The organism is Collimonas sp. OK607, assembly GCF_900111995.1.
In the GTDB taxonomy this organism is placed as follows: domain Bacteria; phylum Pseudomonadota; class Gammaproteobacteria; order Burkholderiales; family Burkholderiaceae_D; genus Collimonas.
The window spans coordinates 1-20098 of record NZ_FOKF01000040.1 but is presented as its reverse complement, the minus strand read 5'-3'; the positions used below and the strand labels follow the sequence as shown (position 1 = coordinate 20098).

General features: G+C 55.8%; 20 protein-coding genes and 1 tRNA gene. All 21 read left to right on the top strand.

The window, feature by feature from the left end:
- Window positions 1–37: 37 nt before the first annotated feature.
- Window positions 38–814: a peroxide stress protein YaaA gene (gene yaaA, locus BM029_RS21030; RefSeq protein WP_092439391.1), complete on the top strand. Its 777-nt coding sequence runs from the start codon at window positions 38–40 to the stop codon at window positions 812–814.
- 82 nt (window positions 815–896) lie between these two features.
- Window positions 897–1892, top strand: coding sequence for a threo-3-hydroxy-L-aspartate ammonia-lyase (locus BM029_RS21025; protein WP_092439389.1), 996 nt, complete (start codon window positions 897–899; stop codon window positions 1890–1892).
- Window positions 1893–2030: 138 nt separating this feature from the next.
- Window positions 2031–2780, top strand: a complete 750-nt coding sequence (gene tpiA / locus BM029_RS21020; RefSeq protein WP_092439387.1) for a triose-phosphate isomerase — start codon at window positions 2031–2033, stop codon at window positions 2778–2780.
- A 76-nt stretch (window positions 2781–2856) separates the two neighbouring features.
- Window positions 2857–3285, top strand: coding sequence for a preprotein translocase subunit SecG (secG, locus tag BM029_RS21015; RefSeq protein WP_092439386.1), 429 nt, complete (start codon window positions 2857–2859; stop codon window positions 3283–3285).
- 84 nt (window positions 3286–3369) lie between these two features.
- Window positions 3370–3454: transfer RNA gene (locus BM029_RS21010), tRNA-Leu, on the top strand.
- Window positions 3455–3644: 190 nt separating this feature from the next.
- Window positions 3645–4004, top strand: a complete 360-nt coding sequence (locus BM029_RS21005) for an NADH-quinone oxidoreductase subunit A (protein WP_092357601.1) — start codon at window positions 3645–3647, stop codon at window positions 4002–4004.
- A 3-nt stretch (window positions 4005–4007) separates the two neighbouring features.
- A complete protein-coding gene (locus BM029_RS21000) occupies window positions 4008–4484 on the top strand; it encodes a NuoB/complex I 20 kDa subunit family protein (protein ID WP_014005578.1) in 477 nt (158 codons plus the stop codon).
- Window positions 4485–4493: 9 nt separating this feature from the next.
- Window positions 4494–5090, top strand: coding sequence for an NADH-quinone oxidoreductase subunit C (locus tag BM029_RS20995; protein ID WP_092357603.1), 597 nt, complete (start codon window positions 4494–4496; stop codon window positions 5088–5090).
- A complete protein-coding gene (locus tag BM029_RS20990; protein WP_092414424.1) occupies window positions 5090–6343 on the top strand; it encodes an NADH-quinone oxidoreductase subunit D in 1254 nt (417 codons plus the stop codon). The genes BM029_RS20995 and BM029_RS20990 overlap by 1 nt, the downstream gene beginning before the upstream one ends.
- Before the next feature lie 117 nt (window positions 6344–6460).
- A complete protein-coding gene (gene nuoE, locus BM029_RS20985; protein WP_092414423.1) occupies window positions 6461–6952 on the top strand; it encodes an NADH-quinone oxidoreductase subunit NuoE in 492 nt (163 codons plus the stop codon).
- Window positions 6949–8244: an NADH-quinone oxidoreductase subunit NuoF gene (gene nuoF, locus BM029_RS20980; RefSeq protein ID WP_092414422.1), complete on the top strand. Its 1296-nt coding sequence runs from the start codon at window positions 6949–6951 to the stop codon at window positions 8242–8244. The genes nuoE and nuoF overlap by 4 nt, the downstream gene beginning before the upstream one ends.
- Before the next feature lie 126 nt (window positions 8245–8370).
- A complete protein-coding gene (nuoG, locus tag BM029_RS20975; protein ID WP_092439384.1) occupies window positions 8371–10713 on the top strand; it encodes an NADH-quinone oxidoreductase subunit NuoG in 2343 nt (780 codons plus the stop codon).
- Window positions 10713–11780 (top strand): NADH-quinone oxidoreductase subunit NuoH, encoded by a 1068-nt coding sequence (gene nuoH / locus BM029_RS20970; protein WP_092439423.1) that lies wholly within the window; start codon window positions 10713–10715, stop codon window positions 11778–11780. Before nuoG ends, nuoH begins: the two co-directional genes overlap by 1 nt.
- A 17-nt stretch (window positions 11781–11797) precedes the next feature.
- Window positions 11798–12286, top strand: coding sequence for an NADH-quinone oxidoreductase subunit NuoI (nuoI, locus tag BM029_RS20965; protein WP_092414420.1), 489 nt, complete (start codon window positions 11798–11800; stop codon window positions 12284–12286).
- Between the two features lie 104 nt (window positions 12287–12390).
- Entirely contained in the window at window positions 12391–13047 is a 657-nt protein-coding gene (locus BM029_RS20960; RefSeq protein WP_092439382.1) for an NADH-quinone oxidoreductase subunit J, read from the top strand.
- A 12-nt stretch (window positions 13048–13059) separates the two neighbouring features.
- Window positions 13060–13368 carry an NADH-quinone oxidoreductase subunit NuoK gene (gene nuoK / locus BM029_RS20955; protein ID WP_092439381.1) on the top strand — a complete coding sequence of 103 codons (309 nt, stop codon included), beginning with the start codon at window positions 13060–13062 and terminating at the stop codon, window positions 13366–13368.
- Between the two features lie 85 nt (window positions 13369–13453).
- The gene (gene nuoL / locus BM029_RS20950) at window positions 13454–15514 is read left to right on the top strand and encodes an NADH-quinone oxidoreductase subunit L (protein ID WP_092439379.1); all 2061 of its coding nucleotides are present in this window, start codon (window positions 13454–13456) and stop codon (window positions 15512–15514) included.
- 58 nt (window positions 15515–15572) lie between these two features.
- A complete protein-coding gene (locus BM029_RS20945) occupies window positions 15573–17063 on the top strand; it encodes an NADH-quinone oxidoreductase subunit M (protein WP_092439377.1) in 1491 nt (496 codons plus the stop codon).
- Between the two features lie 109 nt (window positions 17064–17172).
- The gene (nuoN, locus tag BM029_RS20940) at window positions 17173–18678 is read left to right on the top strand and encodes an NADH-quinone oxidoreductase subunit NuoN (protein WP_092439375.1); all 1506 of its coding nucleotides are present in this window, start codon (window positions 17173–17175) and stop codon (window positions 18676–18678) included.
- A 4-nt stretch (window positions 18679–18682) separates the two neighbouring features.
- Window positions 18683–18997, top strand: a complete 315-nt coding sequence (locus BM029_RS20935; RefSeq protein ID WP_092439374.1) for a DUF2818 family protein — start codon at window positions 18683–18685, stop codon at window positions 18995–18997.
- A gap of 119 nt (window positions 18998–19116) precedes the next feature.
- Complete coding sequence (locus BM029_RS20930) at window positions 19117–19674, top strand: NUDIX domain-containing protein (RefSeq protein ID WP_092439372.1); 558 nt, start codon at window positions 19117–19119, stop codon at window positions 19672–19674.
- The last annotated feature ends 424 nt before the right edge of the window (window positions 19675–20098 follow it).

The following is a 20098-nucleotide window of genomic DNA, read 5'->3' as shown; positions in this document are numbered from 1 at the left end:
GACATTCTGCTATTTTTTTTGTTTATTTGGATGTCACATGCTGATTGTCTTGTCGCCCGCAAAATCCCTTGATTACAGCACCCCTAGTACTACCGAAACGCACACCACCCCGGATTTCATCGAGCATTCAGCAGAGTTGATCAGCGTTTTGACGCAGCTGTCGCCGGCCCAGATCGGCAGCATGATGAAGATCTCCGATCCGCTGGCACAACTGAACACCGCGCGTTTTGCATCGTGGTCGAAGAAATTCACCAGCAGTAATTCCAAGCAGGCGATCATGGCTTTCAACGGTGATGTCTACGAAGGTCTGGATGCGGCCTCCCTGAATACTACCCAGCTGAACTATGCGCAGAGCCGCATCCGGATTCTGTCGGGCTTGTACGGTGTGTTGCGTCCGCTGGACCGGATGCAGCCATATCGGCTGGAAATGGGCACCAGCCTGGCCAACCCGCGCGGCAAGAATCTCTACGCCTTCTGGGGCGATACGGTGACCCAGGCGTTGAACCGGCAGTTAAGCCAGCAAAAGGCCGATACGCTGGTGAACCTGGCGTCTGAGGAGTATTTCAAGGTGGTCCGGCCGCAGGTGCTTGACGCCAGTATCGTCACTCCGGTATTCGAGGATTGGAAAAACGGCAAATACAAGATTATTTCCTTCTATGCCAAACGGGCGCGCGGCATGATGGCGCGCTATGCGGCATTGAACAAAATCACCAATGCGGAAAAGCTCAAGGCCTTCGACCTGGGTGGTTATCAATATGTCCCGCAGGATTCCGATAGCAGCCGGTGGATGTTTCGCCGCCGCCTGGCGGAATAGACGCCGGAATTCGTGTCGTTGTGTATCGTTGTGAGTCGTTGTTCTACGCATTGCCCTATGTTGAATCGAACAAAGGATCAAAATGGCTGCCACCGACCTTGCTGCACTTGCCGTCAATTACCAGGATATCGTCGCAGCAGCCAGGCGCCTTGAGGGTGTGGCGCGCCGGACGCCGGTACTGACTTCCGGCCAGGCCGACCGCCAGGCGGACGCCAGTGTCTTCTTCAAATGTGAAAATTTTCAACGGGTAGGGGCATTCAAGTTTCGTGGCGCGTATAACGCCATCAATTGCCTCAGCGAGGAACAAAAGCAGCGCGGCGTGGTGGCATTTTCATCCGGCAACCATGCGCAAGGCATGGCGCTGGCGGCGCGCATGCTGGGTGTGCATGCAACCATCGTCATGCCCGGCAACGCGCCGGCAATGAAGCTGGCGGCGACACGTGAATACGGCGCTGAGATCATTCTGTACGATCGCGAACGCGAAGACCGGGAAGTGATTGCCGCACGTCTCTCGGATGAGCGCGGCTGTGCGGTGATTCCTGCCTATGATCATCCCGACGTGATTGCCGGCCAGGGCACGGCGGCGAAAGAACTGTTCGATGCCGTCGGGCCGCTCGATTATTTGTTCGTGTGCACGGGCGGCGGCGGGTTGCTGTCCGGTTGCGCGATCGCCGCAGCGCACCTGTCTCCCGGTTGCATCGTGATCGGCGTCGAGCCGGAAGCGGGAAACGATGCGCAACAATCATTGCGAACTGGCAATATCGTGCATATCCCGGTACCGGACACCATTGCCGACGGCGCTCAAACGCAACACATCGGCAAGCTGGTGTTGCCGATCCTGCAGGCATATGTAAAAGACATTATTACCGTGAGCGACGATCAACTGCGCACGCAAATGCGGTTTTTTGCCGAACGGATGAAGATCGTGGTCGAGCCGGCCGGTTGCCTCGCTGCTGCCGCAGTGATGCATCGGGCTTTGGCGTTTTCGGGCGCAAAAGTCGGGGTAATAGTGAGTGGCGGCAATGTTGATATGGCACTTTTTGCAAGTAGTATTGCTGCTGCGAAAGCATTTTCTTGAGTTGACCGGCGCTAAACCGATGCAGTCAGCCCGTAGTCCGACAGTAAAATCGGCCGCCATATATTTCCTACCGGTTTGACCGCTTTCCCTCCGACGCGTTAGAATGCCGGGTTATTGAAAACCTAGGCCTTGGTAAATATGCGTCGTAAACTTGTAGCGGGTAACTGGAAAATGAATGGCAGTCTGGTTGCCAATGCTGCATTGATGGCGGAAATCAAGGCTGGCCTGACAGCGCCGGCATGCGATATCGCCTTGTGCGTACCCGCACCTTATTTCGCGCAATGCCAGGCTGAACTTGCCGGATCGGCAATTGCCTGGGGTGCTCAAGACGTTTCTGCGCACGCCGCCGGTGCTTATACCGGTGAAGTAGCAGTTAGCATGTTGCAGGATTTTGCATGTCAGTACGCTATCGTCGGCCATTCCGAGCGGCGCGCTTATCACGCAGAAAGCGATGCGCTGGTGGCGCAGAAGGCAGTACGTGCTTTACAGGCTGGCGTTACACCTATCGTATGCGTCGGCGAAACCTTGGCTGAGCGTGAAGCCGGCCAGACCGACGCGGTAGTGGGGCGGCAGTTGGCAGCGGTGCTGGATGTGCTGGATGCAGCTGATCTGGCGAAGATTGTGGTGGCGTACGAACCAGTGTGGGCAATTGGCACCGGCAAGACGGCGACTCCGCAGATGGCGCAAGATGTGCACCTGGCCTTGCGCGCCAAGCTGGCCGGGAAGAATCCTGCGGCTGCAGTCGAGGTAAAGATTTTGTATGGCGGTAGCATGAAGCCTGATAACGCGGCCGAATTGCTGGCCATGCCGGATATAGATGGTGGTTTGATCGGTGGTGCAGCATTGAAGTCAGTTGATTTTCTGGCGATTGTCGCTGCAGCCGGATAGTCCGGATTTAGTAATTTAGTAAAAATAAAGAATCATAAAGAATCACAAAGAATCAACTCTCATTGGAAATCATTAAATGAACACAGTATTTAACATCATTGTCATCGTTCAGGTGTTGTCGGCGTTGACGATTATCGGCCTTGTGCTTCTGCAGCATGGCAAGGGCGCCGATATGGGTGCGGCTTTCGGTTCGGGCGCTTCAGGTAGTTTGTTTGGCGCTACCGGTTCTTCGAACTTCCTGTCGAAGTCGACTGGCCTGGCGGCAGCGATTTTCTTTATCGCGACTTTGGCGTTGGTATATTTGGGGAATCATCGTTCGGCGGTTACCGGCGGCGTGATGGAAAATCTGCCGGCAGCTTCGGCGCCAGCACCTGCGGCAGCAATTCCTGCGACATCGGCAGAGCCGGTTGCGGCCTCTGTAGCTGCTTCCGGATCGGCTGGTGCGGCTGCTTCTGTGCCTGCGCCATCGACCGGCAGCGCGCAGTCGAATCAAATTCCTAAATAAGTAGTCTTAAGAGTGAAATTGCTGACTTTTAACTCGATTGTGCATTGAACAAAAGTACCAAATCAGGTTAAAATAGTCGCTTATGCCGACGTGGTGAAATTGGTAGACACGCTATCTTGAGGGGGTAGTGGCGAAAGCTGTGCGAGTTCGAGTCTCGCCGTCGGCACCAAAGAATATGAGGCCAGCAACGGTTGCCCCTGCGCTGGCTTTTTGTCGAGGAACTTGTGGTGTGGTTTGCCGGATTGGGGGCGTCAGGTTTGAGAAATCAAGCCGGCAAATCATTCTGCAAAGGGCCTGCGGGGAGAGTGGTTGGATAGCTTCTCTGTAGTCCCGTCTGTTCAAACTACTGGCGCAAAATCGTGAACCTCGAAAATTATTTTCCCGTCCTGCTGTTTATTCTGATCGGTATCGCGGTTGGCATTGCCCCGCAAGTACTCGGTCGCGTACTTGGGCCACATCGGCCCGACTCCCAAAAAACTTCTCCATACGAATGCGGTTTTGAAGCATTCGAAGATGCGCGCATGAAATTCGATGTGCGTTATTACCTTGTCGCCATTTTGTTCATTTTATTCGATCTGGAAACCGCATTTTTCTTCCCGTGGGGGGTTGCCATGCGCGACCTCGGTTGGCAGGGCTTTATCACGATGATGGTGTTTATCGCTGAATTCGTGGTGGGCTTCTGGTATATCTGGAAACGCGGCGCTCTGGATTGGGAGTAAGCCATGTCTATTGAAGGTGTATTGAACGAAGGCTTTGTCACCACTACGGCTGACAAACTGATCAACTGGACCCGCACCGGCTCTTTGTGGCCGATGACGTTCGGCCTGGCCTGCTGTGCCGTGGAAATGATGCATGCCGGCGCCTCGCGCTACGACATGGACCGTTTTGGGGTAATCTTCCGGCCGTCGCCGCGTCAGTCTGACGTGATGATCGTGGCAGGCACGCTGTGCAACAAGATGGCGCCTGCCTTGCGTAAGGTGTACGACCAGATGCCGGAGCCGCGCTGGGTGATTTCCATGGGCTCCTGCGCCAATGGCGGTGGCTATTATCACTATTCGTATTCGGTGGTGCGCGGTTGCGACCGCATTGTGCCGGTCGATATTTACGTCCCTGGTTGCCCGCCGACTGCAGAAGCACTGTTGTACGGCATTATCCAGTTGCAAAACAAGATTCGCCGCACCAATACGATTGCGCGTTAAGAGAGCACCATGACGACCAAACTGGAAACCCTGGAAGCCGCCGTGCGCAATGCGCTTGGCGACGACCTTCAAAGTCTGACCGTGGCCTTTGGCGAGATCACGATCGTGGTCAAGGCTTCGAATTACCTGTCAGCGATGCGCGTCCTGCGCGATCACGCCGATACCCGTTTTGAAGAATTGATCGACCTCTGCGGCGTCGATTATTCGACCTATGGCGACGGTATCTGGGAAGGCGCCCGTTTTGCGGCGGTTTCGCATTTGCTGTCGATCGAACACAACTGGCGCCTGCGCGTCCGCGTGTTTGCGCCGGACGACGAAATGCCGATGCTGGCCTCGCTGACCGATATCTGGGCTTCGGCCAACTGGTATGAACGTGAAGCTTTCGACTTCTTCGGCATCTTGTTCGAAGGTCACAACGACTTGCGCCGCATCCTCACCGACTACGGCTTTATCGGCCATCCGTTCCGCAAGGATTTTCCGGTGTCGGGTTATGTCGAGATGCGCTACGACGCTGAGCAAAAACGCGTAATTTATCAACCCGTAACGATTGATCCGCGTGAGATTACGCCGCGGGTGATTCGTGAAGAACATTACGGGATCAAATAATGGCAGAAATTAAGAACTACACGCTGAACTTCGGTCCGCAACATCCGGCCGCGCATGGTGTTTTGCGCCTGGTGCTGGAGTTGGATGGTGAAGTCATCCAGCGTGCCGACCCGCATATCGGCTTGCTGCATCGCGGCACCGAGAAGTTGGCAGAACAAAAAACCTACCTGCAGTCAGTGCCTTACATGGATCGTCTCGACTACGTGTCGATGATGTGTAACGAGCATGGCTACGTGATGGCAATCGAACGTCTGCTGGGCCTTGAAGTCCCGTTGCGCGCGCAGTATATCCGCGTCATGTTCGACGAAATCACGCGTCTGCTGAATCACCTGATGTGGATCGGCGCGCATGCGCTGGACGTCGGTGCGATGGCGGTACTGCTGTACGCATTCCGCGAACGTGAAGATTTGATGGATTGCTACGAAGCCGTTTCCGGCGCGCGTATGCATGCTGCCTACTATCGTCCGGGTGGCGTTTACCGCGATCTGCCGGATACCATGCCGCAGCACAAGGCATCGCTGGTACGCAATGCAAAAGCCATCAATGCCCTGAACGAAAATCGCCAGGGTTCGTTGCTGGATTTCATCGAAGACTTCACCGTACGCTTCCCGAAATACGTGGACGAGTACGAGACTTTGCTGACCGATAACCGTATCTGGAAACAACGTCTGGTCGGCATCGGCGTGGTGTCGCCAGAGCGCGCCAAGGCGATGGGCTTTACCGGCGCAATGCTGCGCGGTTCCGGCGTCGAATGGGATTTGCGCAAGAAGCAGCCGTACGAAGTGTATGACTTGCTCGACTTCGATATCCCGGTCGGCAAGAACGGCGATTGCTATGACCGTTACCTGGTGCGGGTCGAAGAAATGCGCCAGTCCAACCGGATTATCAAGCAATGCGTAGAATGGCTGCGCAACAACGGCGGTCCTGTGATGACAACCAACCACAAGGTTGCGCCATCGTCGCGGGTCGACATGAAATCCAACATGGAAGAGCTGATCCATCACTTCAAGCTCTTTACCGAAGGATTCCACGTGCCGCCGGGCGAAGCATACGCAGCAGTGGAGCATCCAAAGGGCGAATTCGGCGTGTATATCGTGTCGGATGGCGCCAACAAGCCGTACCGCTTGAAAATCCGCGCACCTGGCTTCCCGCATTTGCAGGGGTTGAACGAAATGGCCAAGGGCCACATGATTGCCGATGCCGTTACCATCATCGGTACGCAAGACATCGTGTTCGGTGAGATTGACCGTTAAGTCTGCTGTTTTTAGTCTGCTGTTGTTACCCGCAGTTAGCAATCACAGTTGTCACGCCTGTCAGTGCATTTCAATATTAACTACTCGCGCAAAACACCGCGCACGAATGGCCAACACATGTTGTTAAGTCAAGATACATACAAAAAGATCGATCGCGAAGTAGCGAAATTTCCCGCCGACCAGAAACAGTCGGCGGTGATGGCCGCTCTGGCGATTGCACAGGATGAAAAGGGCTGGCTGGCGCCGGAAACCATGCAGGATGTCGCGGATTACCTCGGCATGCCGGCTATCGCGGTGCAGGAAGTCGCGACCTTTTACAACATGTACAATACCAAGCCGGTCGGCAAGCACAAGATCAGCATCTGCACCAATCTGCCATGCCAGTTGTCCGGCGGCGATCGGGCGGCGGAGCATCTGAAGCACAAGCTCGGCATCGGTTTCCGCGAAACCACCGCGGATGGCCAGTTCACGCTGGTTGAAGGCGAGTGCATGGGCGCTTGCGGCGATGCGCCGGTACTGCTGGTCAATAACAAACGCATGTGTAGCTGGATGTCGAACGAAAAGATTGACGGCTTGTTGGCGGAACTCAGTGAGGTAACCCCTAAATGACCAGTTTGCACAATCGTCATATCAACCCGCTGATCCTGGCTAACCTGGACGGCGACAACTGGCACTACGCCGATTACGTCAAGCGCGGCGGCTATACCGCCCTCAAGCGCATCCTTTCCGAAGGCATTACGCCGGAACAAGTCATCGCTGAGCTGAAAGCCGGTTCGCTGCGCGGCCGTGGCGGTGCAGGTTTCCCGACCGGCCTGAAGTGGAGCTTCATGCCGCGTCAGTTCCCGGGACAAAAATACCTGGTCTGCAATACCGACGAAGGCGAGCCTGGCACGTTCAAGGATCGCGACATCATTCGCTACAATCCGCACTCGCTGATTGAAGGCATGGCTATCGGCGCTTACGCCATGGGCATCTCGGTCGGCTACAACTACATCCACGGCGAAATCTGGTCCGGCTACGAGCGCTTTGAAGAAGCGCTGGAAGAGGCGCGCGCAGCCGGTGCGTTGGGCGACAAGATTTTCGGCAGCGAATTCAACTTCCAGCTGCACGCATTCCACGGTTACGGCGCTTATATCTGCGGCGAAGAAACTGCATTGCTGGAATCGCTCGAAGGCAAGAAGGGGCAGCCGCGCTTCAAGCCGCCTTTCCCTGCAAGCTTCGGCCTGTACGGCAAGCCGACCACGATCAACAATACCGAGACCTTCGCAGCCGTGCCGTTCCTGCTGAACATGGGCGGCGAAGCCTATGCAGCACTGGGCAAGCCGAACAACGGCGGCACCAAGATCTTCTCGATCTCGGGCGACGTCGAACGGCCGGGCAATTACGAAGTGCCGCTGGGCACGCCGTTTGCCAAGCTGATGGAACTGGCCGGCGGCATGCGCGGCGGTAAAAAGATCAAGGCTGTGATCCCTGGCGGTTCGTCCGCACCGGTGATTCGGGGCGAGGTCATGATGGATACCGATCTCGATTACGATTCGATCGCCAAGGCCGGCTCGATGCTCGGTTCCGGCGCCGTGATCGTGATGGACGAAACGCGTTGCATGGTGAAATCGCTGCTGCGCCTGTCGTACTTTTATTTTGAAGAATCCTGCGGCCAGTGCACGCCATGCCGTGAAGGTACGGGCTGGCTGTATCGCCTGGTGCATCGCATCGAAACCGGGCACGGTCGTCCGGAAGACATGGATCTGCTGGATACGGTAGCGGGCAACATCATGGGGCGCACCATTTGTGCGCTCGGCGATGCGGCAGCGATGCCGGTGCGCGGTTTCCTGAAGAATTATCGCGAAGAATTTGAATATCACATCGAGCATAAGCATTGCTTGGTGCCGGCATACATCTGATTATTTGCGGGAAAGAGTTTAAGAGCCACCGCAGCGTGGCGAATTACTCTGTCCCCAACTGATCAGGTAATGGTGGAACCAGCAAACACACTAAGCAAGAATACTTAGGCAAGAAAAGCAAAAGCCATGGTTGAAATCGAAATAGACGGCAAGAAAGTGGAAGTCCAAGAGGGCAGCATGGTAATGGATGCTGCCAACAAAATTGGTACTTACATTCCACATTTCTGCTATCACAAAAAACTCTCCATCGCGGCCAACTGCCGCATGTGCCTGGTCGAGGTGGAAAAAGCGCCGAAGGCCCTGCCTGCCTGCGCCACTCCGGTGACTGCCGGCATGATCGTGCGCACCAGCAGCGACAAGGCGACGACGGCGCAAAAGAGCGTGATGGAATTCCTGCTGATTAATCATCCGCTGGATTGCCCGATCTGCGATCAGGGCGGCGAATGCCAACTGCAGGATTTGGCGGTCGGTTACGGTAAATCGTCTTCCCGCTACGAAGAAGAGAAACGTGTCGTGGCGCCGAAAGACGCCGGTCCGCTGATCTCGATGCAGGAAATGAGCCGTTGCATCCAATGCACCCGCTGCGTCCGCTTCGGCCAGGAAATCGCCGGAGTGATGGAGTTCGGCATGGTTGGCCGCGGCGAACACTCCGAGATCACTACCTTCGTCGGCAAGACTGTCAACTCCGAACTGTCCGGCAACATGATCGATCTGTGCCCGGTCGGGGCATTGACATCGAAGCCATTCCGTTACAGCGCCCGTACCTGGGAATTGTCGCGCCGCAAATCGGTCAGCCCGCATGATGGCCTGGGTGCCAACCTGGTGGTGCAAGTCAAATCCGGCAAGGTGATGCGCGTGCTGCCGCTGGAAAACAACGACGTCAACGAATGCTGGCTGTCGGACAAGGATCGCTTCGCATACGAAGGCTTGAACAGCGCTGAACGCCTGACCAAGCCGATGCTCAAGCAAGACGGCAAATGGCAAGAAGTCGAATGGCAAACTGCGCTGGAATATGTAGCGCACGGTTTGCGCAACATTCGCCATGAGCATGGCGCTGATGCGATCGCCGCTGTCGGTACGCCGTATTCGACACTGGAAGAATTGTCGCTGCTGCAAAAAGTAGTGCGTGGCCTGGGTTCGGAAAACATCGATTTCCGCCTGCGTCAATCCGATTTCGCCCTGGATGGCAAAGTCATGCCGTGGCTGGGCATGTCGATCAACGAATTCGCACAGCTGGATCGCGCTTTCATCATCGGCTCGTTCCTGCGCAAGGATCATCCGCTGTTGTCGGCTCGCCTGCGCCTCGGCGTCAAGCGCGGCGCCAAGCTGAGCATCCTGCATGCAACTGACGACGATTTGCTGATGCCGGTTGCTAACAAGATGATCGCTGCACCGTCGGCCTGGCTGTCGGTATTGGGTCAGGTGGCGGTTGCTGTGGCACAAGCCAAGAGCATCGCGGCGCCTGCCGGTTTCGAGAATGTCGAAGCTTCCGCTGAAGCCAGGCAAACTGCTGCCAGCCTGTTGTCCGGTGCAGCGAAAGCGGTAATGCTCGGCAACGCAGCGGCACAGCATCCACAAGCTTCGCAACTGCACGCAGTGGCGCAATGGATTGCACAGCAGACTGACGCCAGGTTCGGCTACATGACCGAGGCAGGTAATACTGTCGGTGGTTATTGGGCGAATGCCTTGCCAGCCGCTGGCAAGGGTCGCAATGCGCAACAAATTTTCGCTCAGCCGCACAAGGCTTATGTGTTGCTGAATGCAGAGCCAGAGTTGGATAGTTTCGACCCGCAAGTCGCTGTTGCAGCGCTGAAGCAGGCCGAGATGGTCGTGACTTTGTCCGCATACAAGCACGGCGCTGAATACGCTGACGTGTTGCTGCCGATTGCACCATTTACCGAAACGTCCGGCACTTTCGTCAATTGCGAAGGCCGTGCCCAAAGCTTTAACGGTACTGTCCGTCCAATGGGCGATGCCCGTCCGGCCTGGAAGGTATTGCGCGTACTGGGCAACCTGCTGGGCCTGACCGGTTTCGACTACGACACTTCCGAAGCGATTCGCGACGAAGTTCTGGGTACCGGCGAAGTTGCTGAAGCCAATCTGGCGGCTCGCCTGAACAATTTCAGCGATCTGGCGCCGCAAGCTGCGGTTCAGTCCGTTAACGGCGGGCTGGAGCGTATCGCTGATGTGCCTATCTATTTCGCCGACGCAGTAGTGCGTCGCGCGGCATCGTTGCAGGAAACCGTTGACGGCCAGGCGCCACAAGCATGGCTGTCGGCAGCGTTGGCGGCAAAACTGGGTGTCGCTGCTGGCGATCGGGTTAATCTCAAACAAGGGCAGGGCGTTGCTGCGCTGGCTGCTGCGATTGATCCTTTGCTGCCAGAAAATGTGGTGCGGGTAGCCGCCTCGCATGCCTCGACCGCAGCCTTGGGTGCGATGTTTGGTTCTATCGTAGTGGAGAAAGCATGATGGATCATTTCATCGCCGCCATCAATGCCACTGGTGCCGACTGGTTCGGTTTCCTCTGGCCGCTGATCTGGAATCTGATCAAGATCATCATCGTCGTCGTGCCGCTGTTGTTGTGCGTGGCCTACATGACTTACTGGGAACGCAAGCTGATCGGCTGGATGCATATCCGCCTCGGCCCTAACCGGGTTGGTCCTGCCGGTTTGCTGCAACCGATCGCCGATGCCCTCAAGCTGTTGCTGAAGGAAGTGACCTTGCCGGCACGTGCCAACAAGGTACTGTTCTTCATCGCACCGATCATGACCATCATGCCGGCTTTGGCTGCATGGGCAGTGGTGCCGTTCGGTCCTGAAACTGTTTTGGCTAACGTCAACGCCGGCCTGCTGTTTGTGATGGCCATCACTTCGATGGAAGTCTACGGCGTGATCATCGCCGGCTGGGCTTCCAACTCCAAGTATGCGTTCCTCGGCGCGATGCGTGCTTCGGCGCAGATGGTGTCCTACGAAATTTCGATGGGCTTTGCCCTGGTCATCGTGCTGATGGTGTCGGGCAGCCTGAACCTGACCGATATCGTGATGGCGCAAAGCAAGGGCTACTTCTACGATCACGGCTTCGGCGTGCTGTCGTGGAACTGGTTGTCGTTGCTGCCGGTGTTCGTGATCTACTTTATCTCGGGAATTGCCGAAACCAACCGTCACCCGTTCGACGTGGTGGAAGGCGAGTCGGAAATCGTCGCCGGTCATATGATCGAATACTCGGGCATGTCGTTCGCGATGTTCTTCCTGGCCGAATACGCCAACATGATCCTGATCTCGGTCCTGGCAACGTTGCTGTTCCTGGGTGGCTGGGCATCGCCGCTGGCAATGCTGGACTGGATTCCAGGCTGGATCTGGCTCGGTATGAAGACCTTCTTCTTGTTGTCGGTGTTCATCTGGGTACGTGCTTCGTTCCCGCGCTATCGCTATGACCAGATCATGCGTTTGGGCTGGAAAGTATTTATCCCGTTGGTTCTCACCTACCTGGTGATCGTCGCAGCCTGGATTCAAAGTCCGTGGAATATCTGGAAGTAATGGAAGGTTTAGTGTAAATGGAAGCCATCAAGGATTTTTTCGGCAGTTTAATGCTGCTGGAGTTGCTCAAAGGGCTGCGGCTGACTGGCCGCTACCTGTTCGCACGCAAGATTACGGTGCTGTTCCCGGAAGAGAAGACGCCGCAGTCGCCACGTTTCCGCGGCTTGCATGCGCTGCGTCGTTACCCGAATGGTGAAGAGCGTTGCATCGCCTGCAAATTGTGTGAAGCGGTTTGCCCGGCAATGGCAATTACGATCGAGTCCGAGCAGCGTGAAGACGGTTCGCGCCGCACCACGCGCTACGATATCGATCTGACCAAGTGTATTTTCTGTGGTTTCTGCGAAGAGTCTTGCCCGGTCGATTCGATCGTCGAGACCCACATCCTGGAGTATCACGGTGAAAAACGTGGCGATCTGTACTACACCAAGGAAATGCTGCTGGCGGTAGGTGATCGTTACGAACCTGAAATTGCTGCGGCACGTGCAGCGGATGCTGCATACCGCTAATTGTTTGATTAGTTGGGGACAGGGCTGTACGGATTATGTAATTCGCCGCGCATTTGACATCGGCGAGTCCTGAAGTCTGTCCCACAATTTGTTTATAGGCCATTATGGAATTTAAGACCTTCTTGTTCTACGCGTTTTCGGTGGTGTTGGTAATCGCCGCCTTACGCGTAATTACCGCACGCAACCCGGTGCATGCCGCGCTGTTCCTGGTGTTGTCGTTTTTCTCCGCAGCCGGTATCTGGATGCTGTTGAAAGCGGAGTTCCTGTCCATCGTGCTGGTGCTGGTGTATGTCGGCGCGGTGATGGTGCTGTTCTTGTTCGTGGTGATGATGCTGGATATTAACCTGGACAAGATGCGAGAAGGATTCTGGGGGTATTTCCCGGTGGCGGCGACAGTCGGCACGGTCATCGTGCTGGAAATGGCTGCCGTCATATTCCACGGTTTCCAAGGCTCCGATGCCGACGTTCCTGCGGCCTCGGCCAATATCGGCACCACCAAGGCGCTGGGTATGCTGATCTATACCGAATACGTGTATGCCTTTGAAATTGCCGCCGTCGTGCTGCTGGTGGCGATTGTCGCCGCCGTCGCCCTGACGTTGCGCCGCCGCAAAGACACCAAGTATTTCTCGCCTTCCGCTGCAGTCAAGGTCAAGAGCACCGACCGGGTTCGCATCGTGAAGATGAAATCGGAAGCCAAGGTCGACCCGGTTGCGCCTGCAAATCCAGCCAACCCGCCGGCACCTGCGGCACCACAAAAATAACAAGGACGCAATATGGCACTTTCGCTCGCTCACTATCTGATCCTTGGCGCGATCCTGTTCTCGATCGGTATCGTCGGCATTTTCCTGAACCGTAAAAACCTCATCGTATTGATGATGGCAATCGAATTGATGCTGTTGGCGGTGAACATCAACTTCATCGCGTTTTCGTATTACCTGGGTGATGCGGCCGGACAGATTTTCGTTTTCTTTATCCTCACCGTTGCAGCTGCCGAAGCGGCGATTGGGCTGGCAATCCTGGTGGCGTTGTTCCGTAACCTGGACACCATCAACGTGGAAGATCTGGACAGCCTTAAGGGCTAAGCGGTTTGTTCCGGCAAGCTCAGGCTTGCCGGGATAGGTAGATAAAGAATACACAGACACATAACGAATAAAGATAAGGTTCATCATGGCGGGGCAACTTAACCCACAATTACTTCTTGCCGTACCGTTGGCGCCTCTGGCTGGCGCTGCGATCGCGGGCTTATTCGGTACCAAATTCTTCGGCAACCTGGTCGGTCGCAAGACCTCGCACACGGTGACGATCCTGGGCGTGCTGATCGCCCTGATCATTTCCGTGCAGACCTTGCTGCAGGTGATCGACGGCACCTCATTCAACGGTACCTTGTACACCTGGATGACGGTAGGCGGCGTCAAGCTGGAGATCGGCTTCCTGGTCGACAGCCTGACCGCGATGATGATGTGCGTGGTGACCTTTGTCTCGCTGATGGTGCATATCTATACCATCGGCTACATGAAAGACGACGAGGGTTATAACCGTTTCTTCGCTTATATATCCCTGTTCACGTTCTCGATGCTGATGCTGGTCATGAGCAACAACTTCCTGCAGCTGTTCTTCGGCTGGGAAGCGGTGGGCCTGGTGTCGTATCTGCTGATCGGTTTCTGGTACACCCGTCCGACAGCGATTTTCGCCAACATGAAAGCGTTCCTGGTCAACCGCGTCGGCGACTTCGGTTTCATCCTCGGTATCGGTTTGCTGCTGGCGTATTCCGGCTCGATGAACTACACCGAAGTATTCGCGCAAAGTGGCGCGCTGGCGCAACTGACCCTGCCGGGCAGCGACTGGATGTTGCTGACCGTAGCCTGTATCTGCCTGTTCATCGGCGCGATGGGTAAGTCGGCCCAGTTTCCGTTGCACGTCTGGCTGCCGGATTCGATGGAAGGCCCGACCCCGATTTCCGCACTGATCCACGCCGCGACCATGGTGACCGCAGGTATTTTCATGGTGACCCGCATGTCGCCGCTGTTCGAACTGTCCGACACCGCGTTGTCGTTCATCCTGATCATCGGTTCGATTACTGCCTTGTTCATGGGTTTCCTCGGCGTTATCCAGACTGACATCAAACGCGTGGTGGCTTACTCGACCTTGTCGCAGCTCGGCTACATGACTGTGGCGCTGGGTGCTTCGGCATACTCGGTGGCGGTGTTCCATCTGATGACGCATGCGTTCTTCAAGGCCTTGCTGTTCCTTGGCGCCGGTTCGGTCATCATCGGCCTGCATCACGATCAAGACATGCGCAACATGGGCGGCCTGCGTAAATACATGCCGATTACCTGGATCACTTCGCTGGTCGGTTCGCTGGCATTGATCGGCACACCGTTCTTCTCCGGTTTCTATTCGAAGGACAGCATTATCGAAGCGGCCCACGCATCGACGCTGTTCGGTTCCGGCTTTGCTTACTTTGCAGTGCTGGCAAGCGTGTTTGTCACGGCTTTCTATTCGTTCCGCATGTATTTCATGGTGTTCCATGGCGAAGAACGCTTTGGCAAGGCGCATGATGCTCACGACGCACACCATGCCAACGACGATCATCACGAAGATTCAGAAGACGGCCACGAACATCACGGCCTGGCGCCAGGCCAAAAGCCGCATGAGTCGCCTTGGGTGGTGACCTTGCCGCTGATCTTGCTGGCGATTCCATCCGCCATCATCGGCTTCTTCGCAATCGAGCCAATGTTGTTTGGCAGTTTCTTCAAGGACGTGATTTTCGTCAACGAGGCACACCACGCAATGGAAGAGCTGCGCAATGACTTCCACGGCCCGGTCGGCATGGTTGCGCACGCATTCAGTTCGGCACCGTTGTGGCTGGCGATCGCCGGCGTGGCGTCGGCGTATTACTGCTACATGGTCAATCCGCGTCTGCCGGCAGCGATCAAGCAGAAATTCCTGCCGATCTTCACGTTGCTCGACAATAAGTACTATATGGACAAGTTCAACGATGTGGTGTTCGCCGGTGGCGCCCGCATGTTGGGCCGCGGCTTGTGGAATGCCGGCGACCGTGGCCTGATCGATGGCCTGATCGTCAATGGCAGCGCCAAGGCAGTCAGCTGGTTTTCGAAAATTACCCGTCTCTGGCAGTCCGGATACATCTATCACTATGCATTCGTGATGATTATCGGCGTGCTGGGTTTCCTGGTTTGGTTCATGCCGTTCCCGTTTGCCAAATAAGCAGCTAAAGCAAATTCAGCAAACTCGGCAAACTCAGCAAGGTAGATAAATAATAAATATGATGCAGTCAACTTTCCCTCTTCTCAGCCTCGCGATCTGGTGTCCGGTCGCGTTCGGTATCCTCGTCCTGGCCGTGGGCCGCGACGATAATCCAACCCTGGTGCGCTGGCTTTCGCTGCTAGGCGCATTGGTCAGCTTCGTGGTGACCTTGCCACTCGTGAGCCAGTTCGATAACGGTTTCCACGGCATGCAATTTGTTGAAAAGGCCGCCTGGATCGACCGCTTCAACATCAATTACTACCTGGGTATCGACGGCATTTCGCTGTGGTTCATCCCGTTGACGGCTTTCATTACCGTGATGGTGGTGATCTCCGCCTGGCAAGTGATCGAGAAGAAAGTCGCGCAATACATGGGCGCCTTCCTGATCCTGTCGGGCTTGATGATCGGCGTCTTTTGCGCGTTGGACGGCATGTTGTTCTATGTTTTCTTCGAAGCGACGCTGATCCCGATGTTCATCATCGTCGGCGTCTGGGGCGGCTCCAATCGTGTCTACGCAGCGATCAAGTTCTTCCTGTACACCCTGATGGGTTCGCTGTTGATGCTGGTTGCGTTGCTGTACCTGTATTTTCAGTCGGGCGGCAGTTTCGAAATCCTGACCTGGCATCAGCTGCCGCTGCCGATGACGGCGCAGATCCTGATCTTCCTGGCGTTCCTGATGGCGTTTGCCGTCAAGGTGCCGATGTGGCCGGTACATACCTGGTTGCCGGACGCCCACGTCGAAGCGCCAACTGGTGGTTCGGTCGTACTGGCGGCAATCATGCTGAAGCTGGGCGGTTACGGTTTCCTGCGGTTCTCGCTGCCGATCACGCCTGACGCCAGCCACTACCTGGCCGGTTTCATCATTACCTTGTCGCTGATCGCCGTGATCTATATCGGCCTGGTGGCGATGGTGCAGAACGACATGAAAAAGCTGATCGCCTATTCGTCGATTGCGCACATGGGTTTTGTCACCCTCGGTTTCTTCATTTTCAACGACATCGGCTTGCAGGGCGGTATCGTGCAAATGATCTCGCACGGCTTTGTGTCCGGCGCAATGTTCCTGTGTATCGGCGTGCTGTATGACCGCATGCATACACGTGAGATCGCTGCGTACGGTGGTGTGGTCAACGTCATGCCGCGTTTCGCTGCCTTGTTCGTGCTGTTCTCGCTGGCTAATTCCGGTCTGCCAGGCACCTCCGGTTTCGTCGGCGAATTCATGGTGATCCTGGGCGCGGTCAAGTTCAATTTCTGGATCGGCCTGCTGGCTGCAACCGCATTGATCCTGGGCGCTGCGTATTCGTTGTGGCTGGTCAAGCGCGTAGTGTTCGGCGCCGTTACCAATTCGCATGTGAAAGAAATGCTGGACCTGAACAAGCGTGAGTTCTTCATGCTGGGTGTGTTGGCGATTGCAGTCATCGCGATGGGCGTGTATCCGGCGCCGTTCACCGATGCGATGCAAGTGTCGGTAGCCGATCTGCTGAAGCATGTCGCGATCACCAAGCTGAATTGATGAATTGGGGGAGGGAGTTTAGAAGGCGCCTAGGTCAACCTTGCGACGAATTACTCTTTCCTCAACTGACTAGATTGAAGTGCAGTGCACAAAAATAAGCGGCAAATAAATGAATAACATGAATCTGATCCCTGTTTATCCGGAAATCTTTCTGCTGATTGCGACTTCGGTCGTGCTGCTGATCGATATGTTTGTTTCGGATGCCAAGCGCCATCTCACCTATTACCTGACACTGGCCGTGCTGGCCGTGTGTTTCGTATTGACGCTGGGTGCGTTCCAAAGCGGGGAGACGGTCTATACCTTCCACAACATGTTTGTCTCGGATCCCCTGAGCAGCCTGTTGAAACTGGTTTCTTACGTGGCAGTCGCCATGACGCTGGTGTATTCGCGCCGTTATGTGAGCGAACGCGGCATGGTCAGCGGCAACCTCGGCGGCGAGTTCTATCCGTTGGCGCTGTTTGCCTTGTTGGGTCAGATGGTGATGATCTCCGGCAGCAATTTCCTCAGTATTTACCTGGGCCTGGAATTGATGTCGTTGTCGCTGTACGCACTGGTGGCATTGCGCCGCGATAGCGCTGTCGCGACTGAAGCGGCGATGAAATATTTCGTGCTGGGCGCAATGGCTTCCGGTTTCCTGCTGTACGGGATGTCGATGCTGTACGGTGCTACCGGTTCGCTCGACCTGGTCGAAGTCACCCGCGCTGCATCCTCCGGTGGCATCAATCCGACCGTGCTGGTATTCGGCGTGGTGTTCGTGGTGGCCGGCCTGGCGTTCAAACTGGGTGTAGTGCCGTTCCACATGTGGGTGCCTGACGTCTATCAAGGTTCACCGACTGCAGTCACCCTGTTGCTGGGTGGCGCACCTAAGCTGGCGGCTTTTGCGATTTGCTTCCGCCTGCTGATTGAAGCGCTGTTGCCACTGGCTTTCGACTGGCAGCAAATGCTGACCGTGCTGGCTGTGCTGTCGATGGCGATCGGTAACATCACTGCGATTGCCCAGACCAATATCAAACGCATGCTGGCGTATTCGACCATTTCCCACATGGGTTTCATGCTGCTCGGTTTGCTGGCCGGCGTGGTCGACGGCAATCTGTTCTCGGCTGCCAATGCATATAGCTCGGCCTTGTTCTATTCGATCACTTACGTGATGACAACGCTCGGTACCTTCGGTGTCATCATGTTGCTGGCGCGCTCCGGTTTCGAAGCGGAAAACATGGACGACTTCAAAGGCTTGAATCAACGCAGCCCTTGGTTCGCGGCAGTGATGCTGGTTCTGATGCTGTCTCTGGCAGGTATCCCGCCGCTGATGGGCTTCTACGCCAAGCTGTCCGTGTTGCAGGCTGTGCTGGGCACTGGCCAGGTGTGGCTGGCAGTGGTCGCCGTGGTGTTCTCCCTGATCGGCGCCTATTACTATCTGCGCGTGATCAAGCTGATGTATTTTGATGAGCCGCAAGATGCCTCGCCGATTGTTGCGCACCTCGATGTGCGGGTATTGCTCAGCCTGAACGGACTGGCAGTGCTGGCGTTAGGTTTGTGGCCGGGTGTGCTAATGGATGCGACCACCACGGCGATCGTCAAGACATTGACCTCGTTCCTCGGCAAAGTGGTGTCCTGATTCCGTGAACGTTTCTCTCTCCAGTTGGTTCGTGATTCTGTTGGCGCTGCTGGCTGCCAACCTGCCGTTTTTTAACGAACGGCTGTTCGCACTGATCCCGCTCAAATCCGGTGGCCAGGCTACAGTCAAACCGGTCTGGGTTCGCTTGCTGGAGCTGTTCGCTTTGTATGCACTGGTTGGCGCCGTGGCCTACGTGCTGGAAGCGAATATCGGTAACACGTTCACGCAACGCTGGGAGTTTTATGCGGTGACCGGCTGCATGTTCCTGGTGCTGGCCTATCCCGGCTATGTATTGCGCTATTTGAAGAAACATCGCTAAAAAAACACCGCTGCAACTAGCGGCACCAGCGTGGAACGGTGCTTCGGCACCGTTTTCGCTTCCAGGCATTACAATCTCCCTCTCTAGTCTGCCTCATCTCTTTCCTTCGGAGTACCCGCATGGATCGTCATCTGAAAGAAACCCGGATCACCAGCGCTGAAGCCTATGACGGCCACTTCCTCAAAGTGCAGCGCGATACGGTGCAACTGCCTGACGGCAAGCTGACCACGCGCGAATACATCAAGCATCCCGGTGCAGTGGTTATCCTACCTTTGTTTGAAGATGGCACGGTCTTGCTTGAGCGGCAGTACCGCTATCCGCTGGAGCGCGTGTTCATTGAATATCCGGCCGGGAAAATCGACCCGGGCGAAGACCACCTGAGTTGCGCCAAGCGCGAGCTGCTGGAAGAAACCGGCTATACCGCTACAGAATGGCAACATGTCTGCACGATCCACAATGCGATTGCCTATGCCGACGAGCATCTGGAATTGTTCCTGGCGCGCGGCCTGGTCGCGGGCGAACGCAAGCTTGATGACGGCGAATTCCTGGACGTGTTCAAGGCGCCGCTTGAGGATATGCTGAGCTGGGTGAGGGAAGGCAAGGTTACCGACGTCAAAACGGTAATCGGCACCTTCTGGCTTGAAAAAATCGTGGCAGGTAACTGGAAGCTACCGTAGGGTGTGTAAAGGCAAAGCGACGAGCAGCACGAACTAACCGGGTTCAGAGTGAACTTTCGGTATGTTTTACCGCCGAAACTTCACTCTGAACCCAGATCACTACGTCGTCGATTCGCAACTGAATGGCGAGCCCTGATCTCTGGAAGCCTGTACTCCGGATATCACCGTGACGCGTGGGCACAACGACATGCCCACCCTACGCTTCAGATATGAAAAAGGCTGCGTAGGCGGTAATGCCGTTCAGTTAAGACTGGACGGCATTTTTATTTTGGGCTTGTAAACGTTCGGGCCAGCTGTTAACCTGCGTGTCGATGCTCGATGACACTCTCCATTTCCTTGCAAACCACCTCGAAGCGCCTGACTGGCGTCGGCTAGGAGAGCATTTGCCTGTCGAATGGATTGAACAGGCCGTGCAGCGCACCGA

Bases quoted from the DNA above. Each gene is read 5' to 3' on its own strand.
- nuoG (WP_092439384.1), top strand. From the start codon at position 8,371: ATGGTTGAAATCGAAATAGACGGCAAGAAAGTGGAAGTCCAAGAGGGC.
- nuoH (WP_092439423.1), top strand. From the start codon at position 10,713: ATGGATCATTTCATCGCCGCCATCAATGCCACTGGTGCCGACTGGTTC.
- nuoF (WP_092414422.1), top strand. From the start codon at position 6,949: ATGACCAGTTTGCACAATCGTCATATCAACCCGCTGATCCTGGCTAAC.
- BM029_RS21000 (WP_014005578.1), top strand. From the start codon at position 4,008: ATGTCTATTGAAGGTGTATTGAACGAAGGCTTTGTCACCACTACGGCT.
- nuoK (WP_092439381.1), top strand. From the start codon at position 13,060: ATGGCACTTTCGCTCGCTCACTATCTGATCCTTGGCGCGATCCTGTTC.
- BM029_RS20960 (WP_092439382.1), top strand. From the start codon at position 12,391: ATGGAATTTAAGACCTTCTTGTTCTACGCGTTTTCGGTGGTGTTGGTA.
- secG (WP_092439386.1), top strand. From the start codon at position 2,857: ATGAACACAGTATTTAACATCATTGTCATCGTTCAGGTGTTGTCGGCG.
- tpiA (WP_092439387.1), top strand. From the start codon at position 2,031: ATGCGTCGTAAACTTGTAGCGGGTAACTGGAAAATGAATGGCAGTCTG.
- BM029_RS21025 (WP_092439389.1), top strand. From the start codon at position 897: ATGGCTGCCACCGACCTTGCTGCACTTGCCGTCAATTACCAGGATATC.
- yaaA (WP_092439391.1), top strand. From the start codon at position 38: ATGCTGATTGTCTTGTCGCCCGCAAAATCCCTTGATTACAGCACCCCT.
- BM029_RS20930 (WP_092439372.1), top strand. From the start codon at position 19,117: ATGGATCGTCATCTGAAAGAAACCCGGATCACCAGCGCTGAAGCCTAT.
- BM029_RS20995 (WP_092357603.1), top strand. From the start codon at position 4,494: ATGACGACCAAACTGGAAACCCTGGAAGCCGCCGTGCGCAATGCGCTT.
- nuoE (WP_092414423.1), top strand. From the start codon at position 6,461: ATGTTGTTAAGTCAAGATACATACAAAAAGATCGATCGCGAAGTAGCG.
- nuoI (WP_092414420.1), top strand. From the start codon at position 11,798: ATGGAAGCCATCAAGGATTTTTTCGGCAGTTTAATGCTGCTGGAGTTG.
- BM029_RS20990 (WP_092414424.1), top strand. From the start codon at position 5,090: ATGGCAGAAATTAAGAACTACACGCTGAACTTCGGTCCGCAACATCCG.
- nuoN (WP_092439375.1), top strand. From the start codon at position 17,173: ATGAATAACATGAATCTGATCCCTGTTTATCCGGAAATCTTTCTGCTG.
- nuoL (WP_092439379.1), top strand. From the start codon at position 13,454: ATGGCGGGGCAACTTAACCCACAATTACTTCTTGCCGTACCGTTGGCG.
- BM029_RS20945 (WP_092439377.1), top strand. From the start codon at position 15,573: ATGATGCAGTCAACTTTCCCTCTTCTCAGCCTCGCGATCTGGTGTCCG.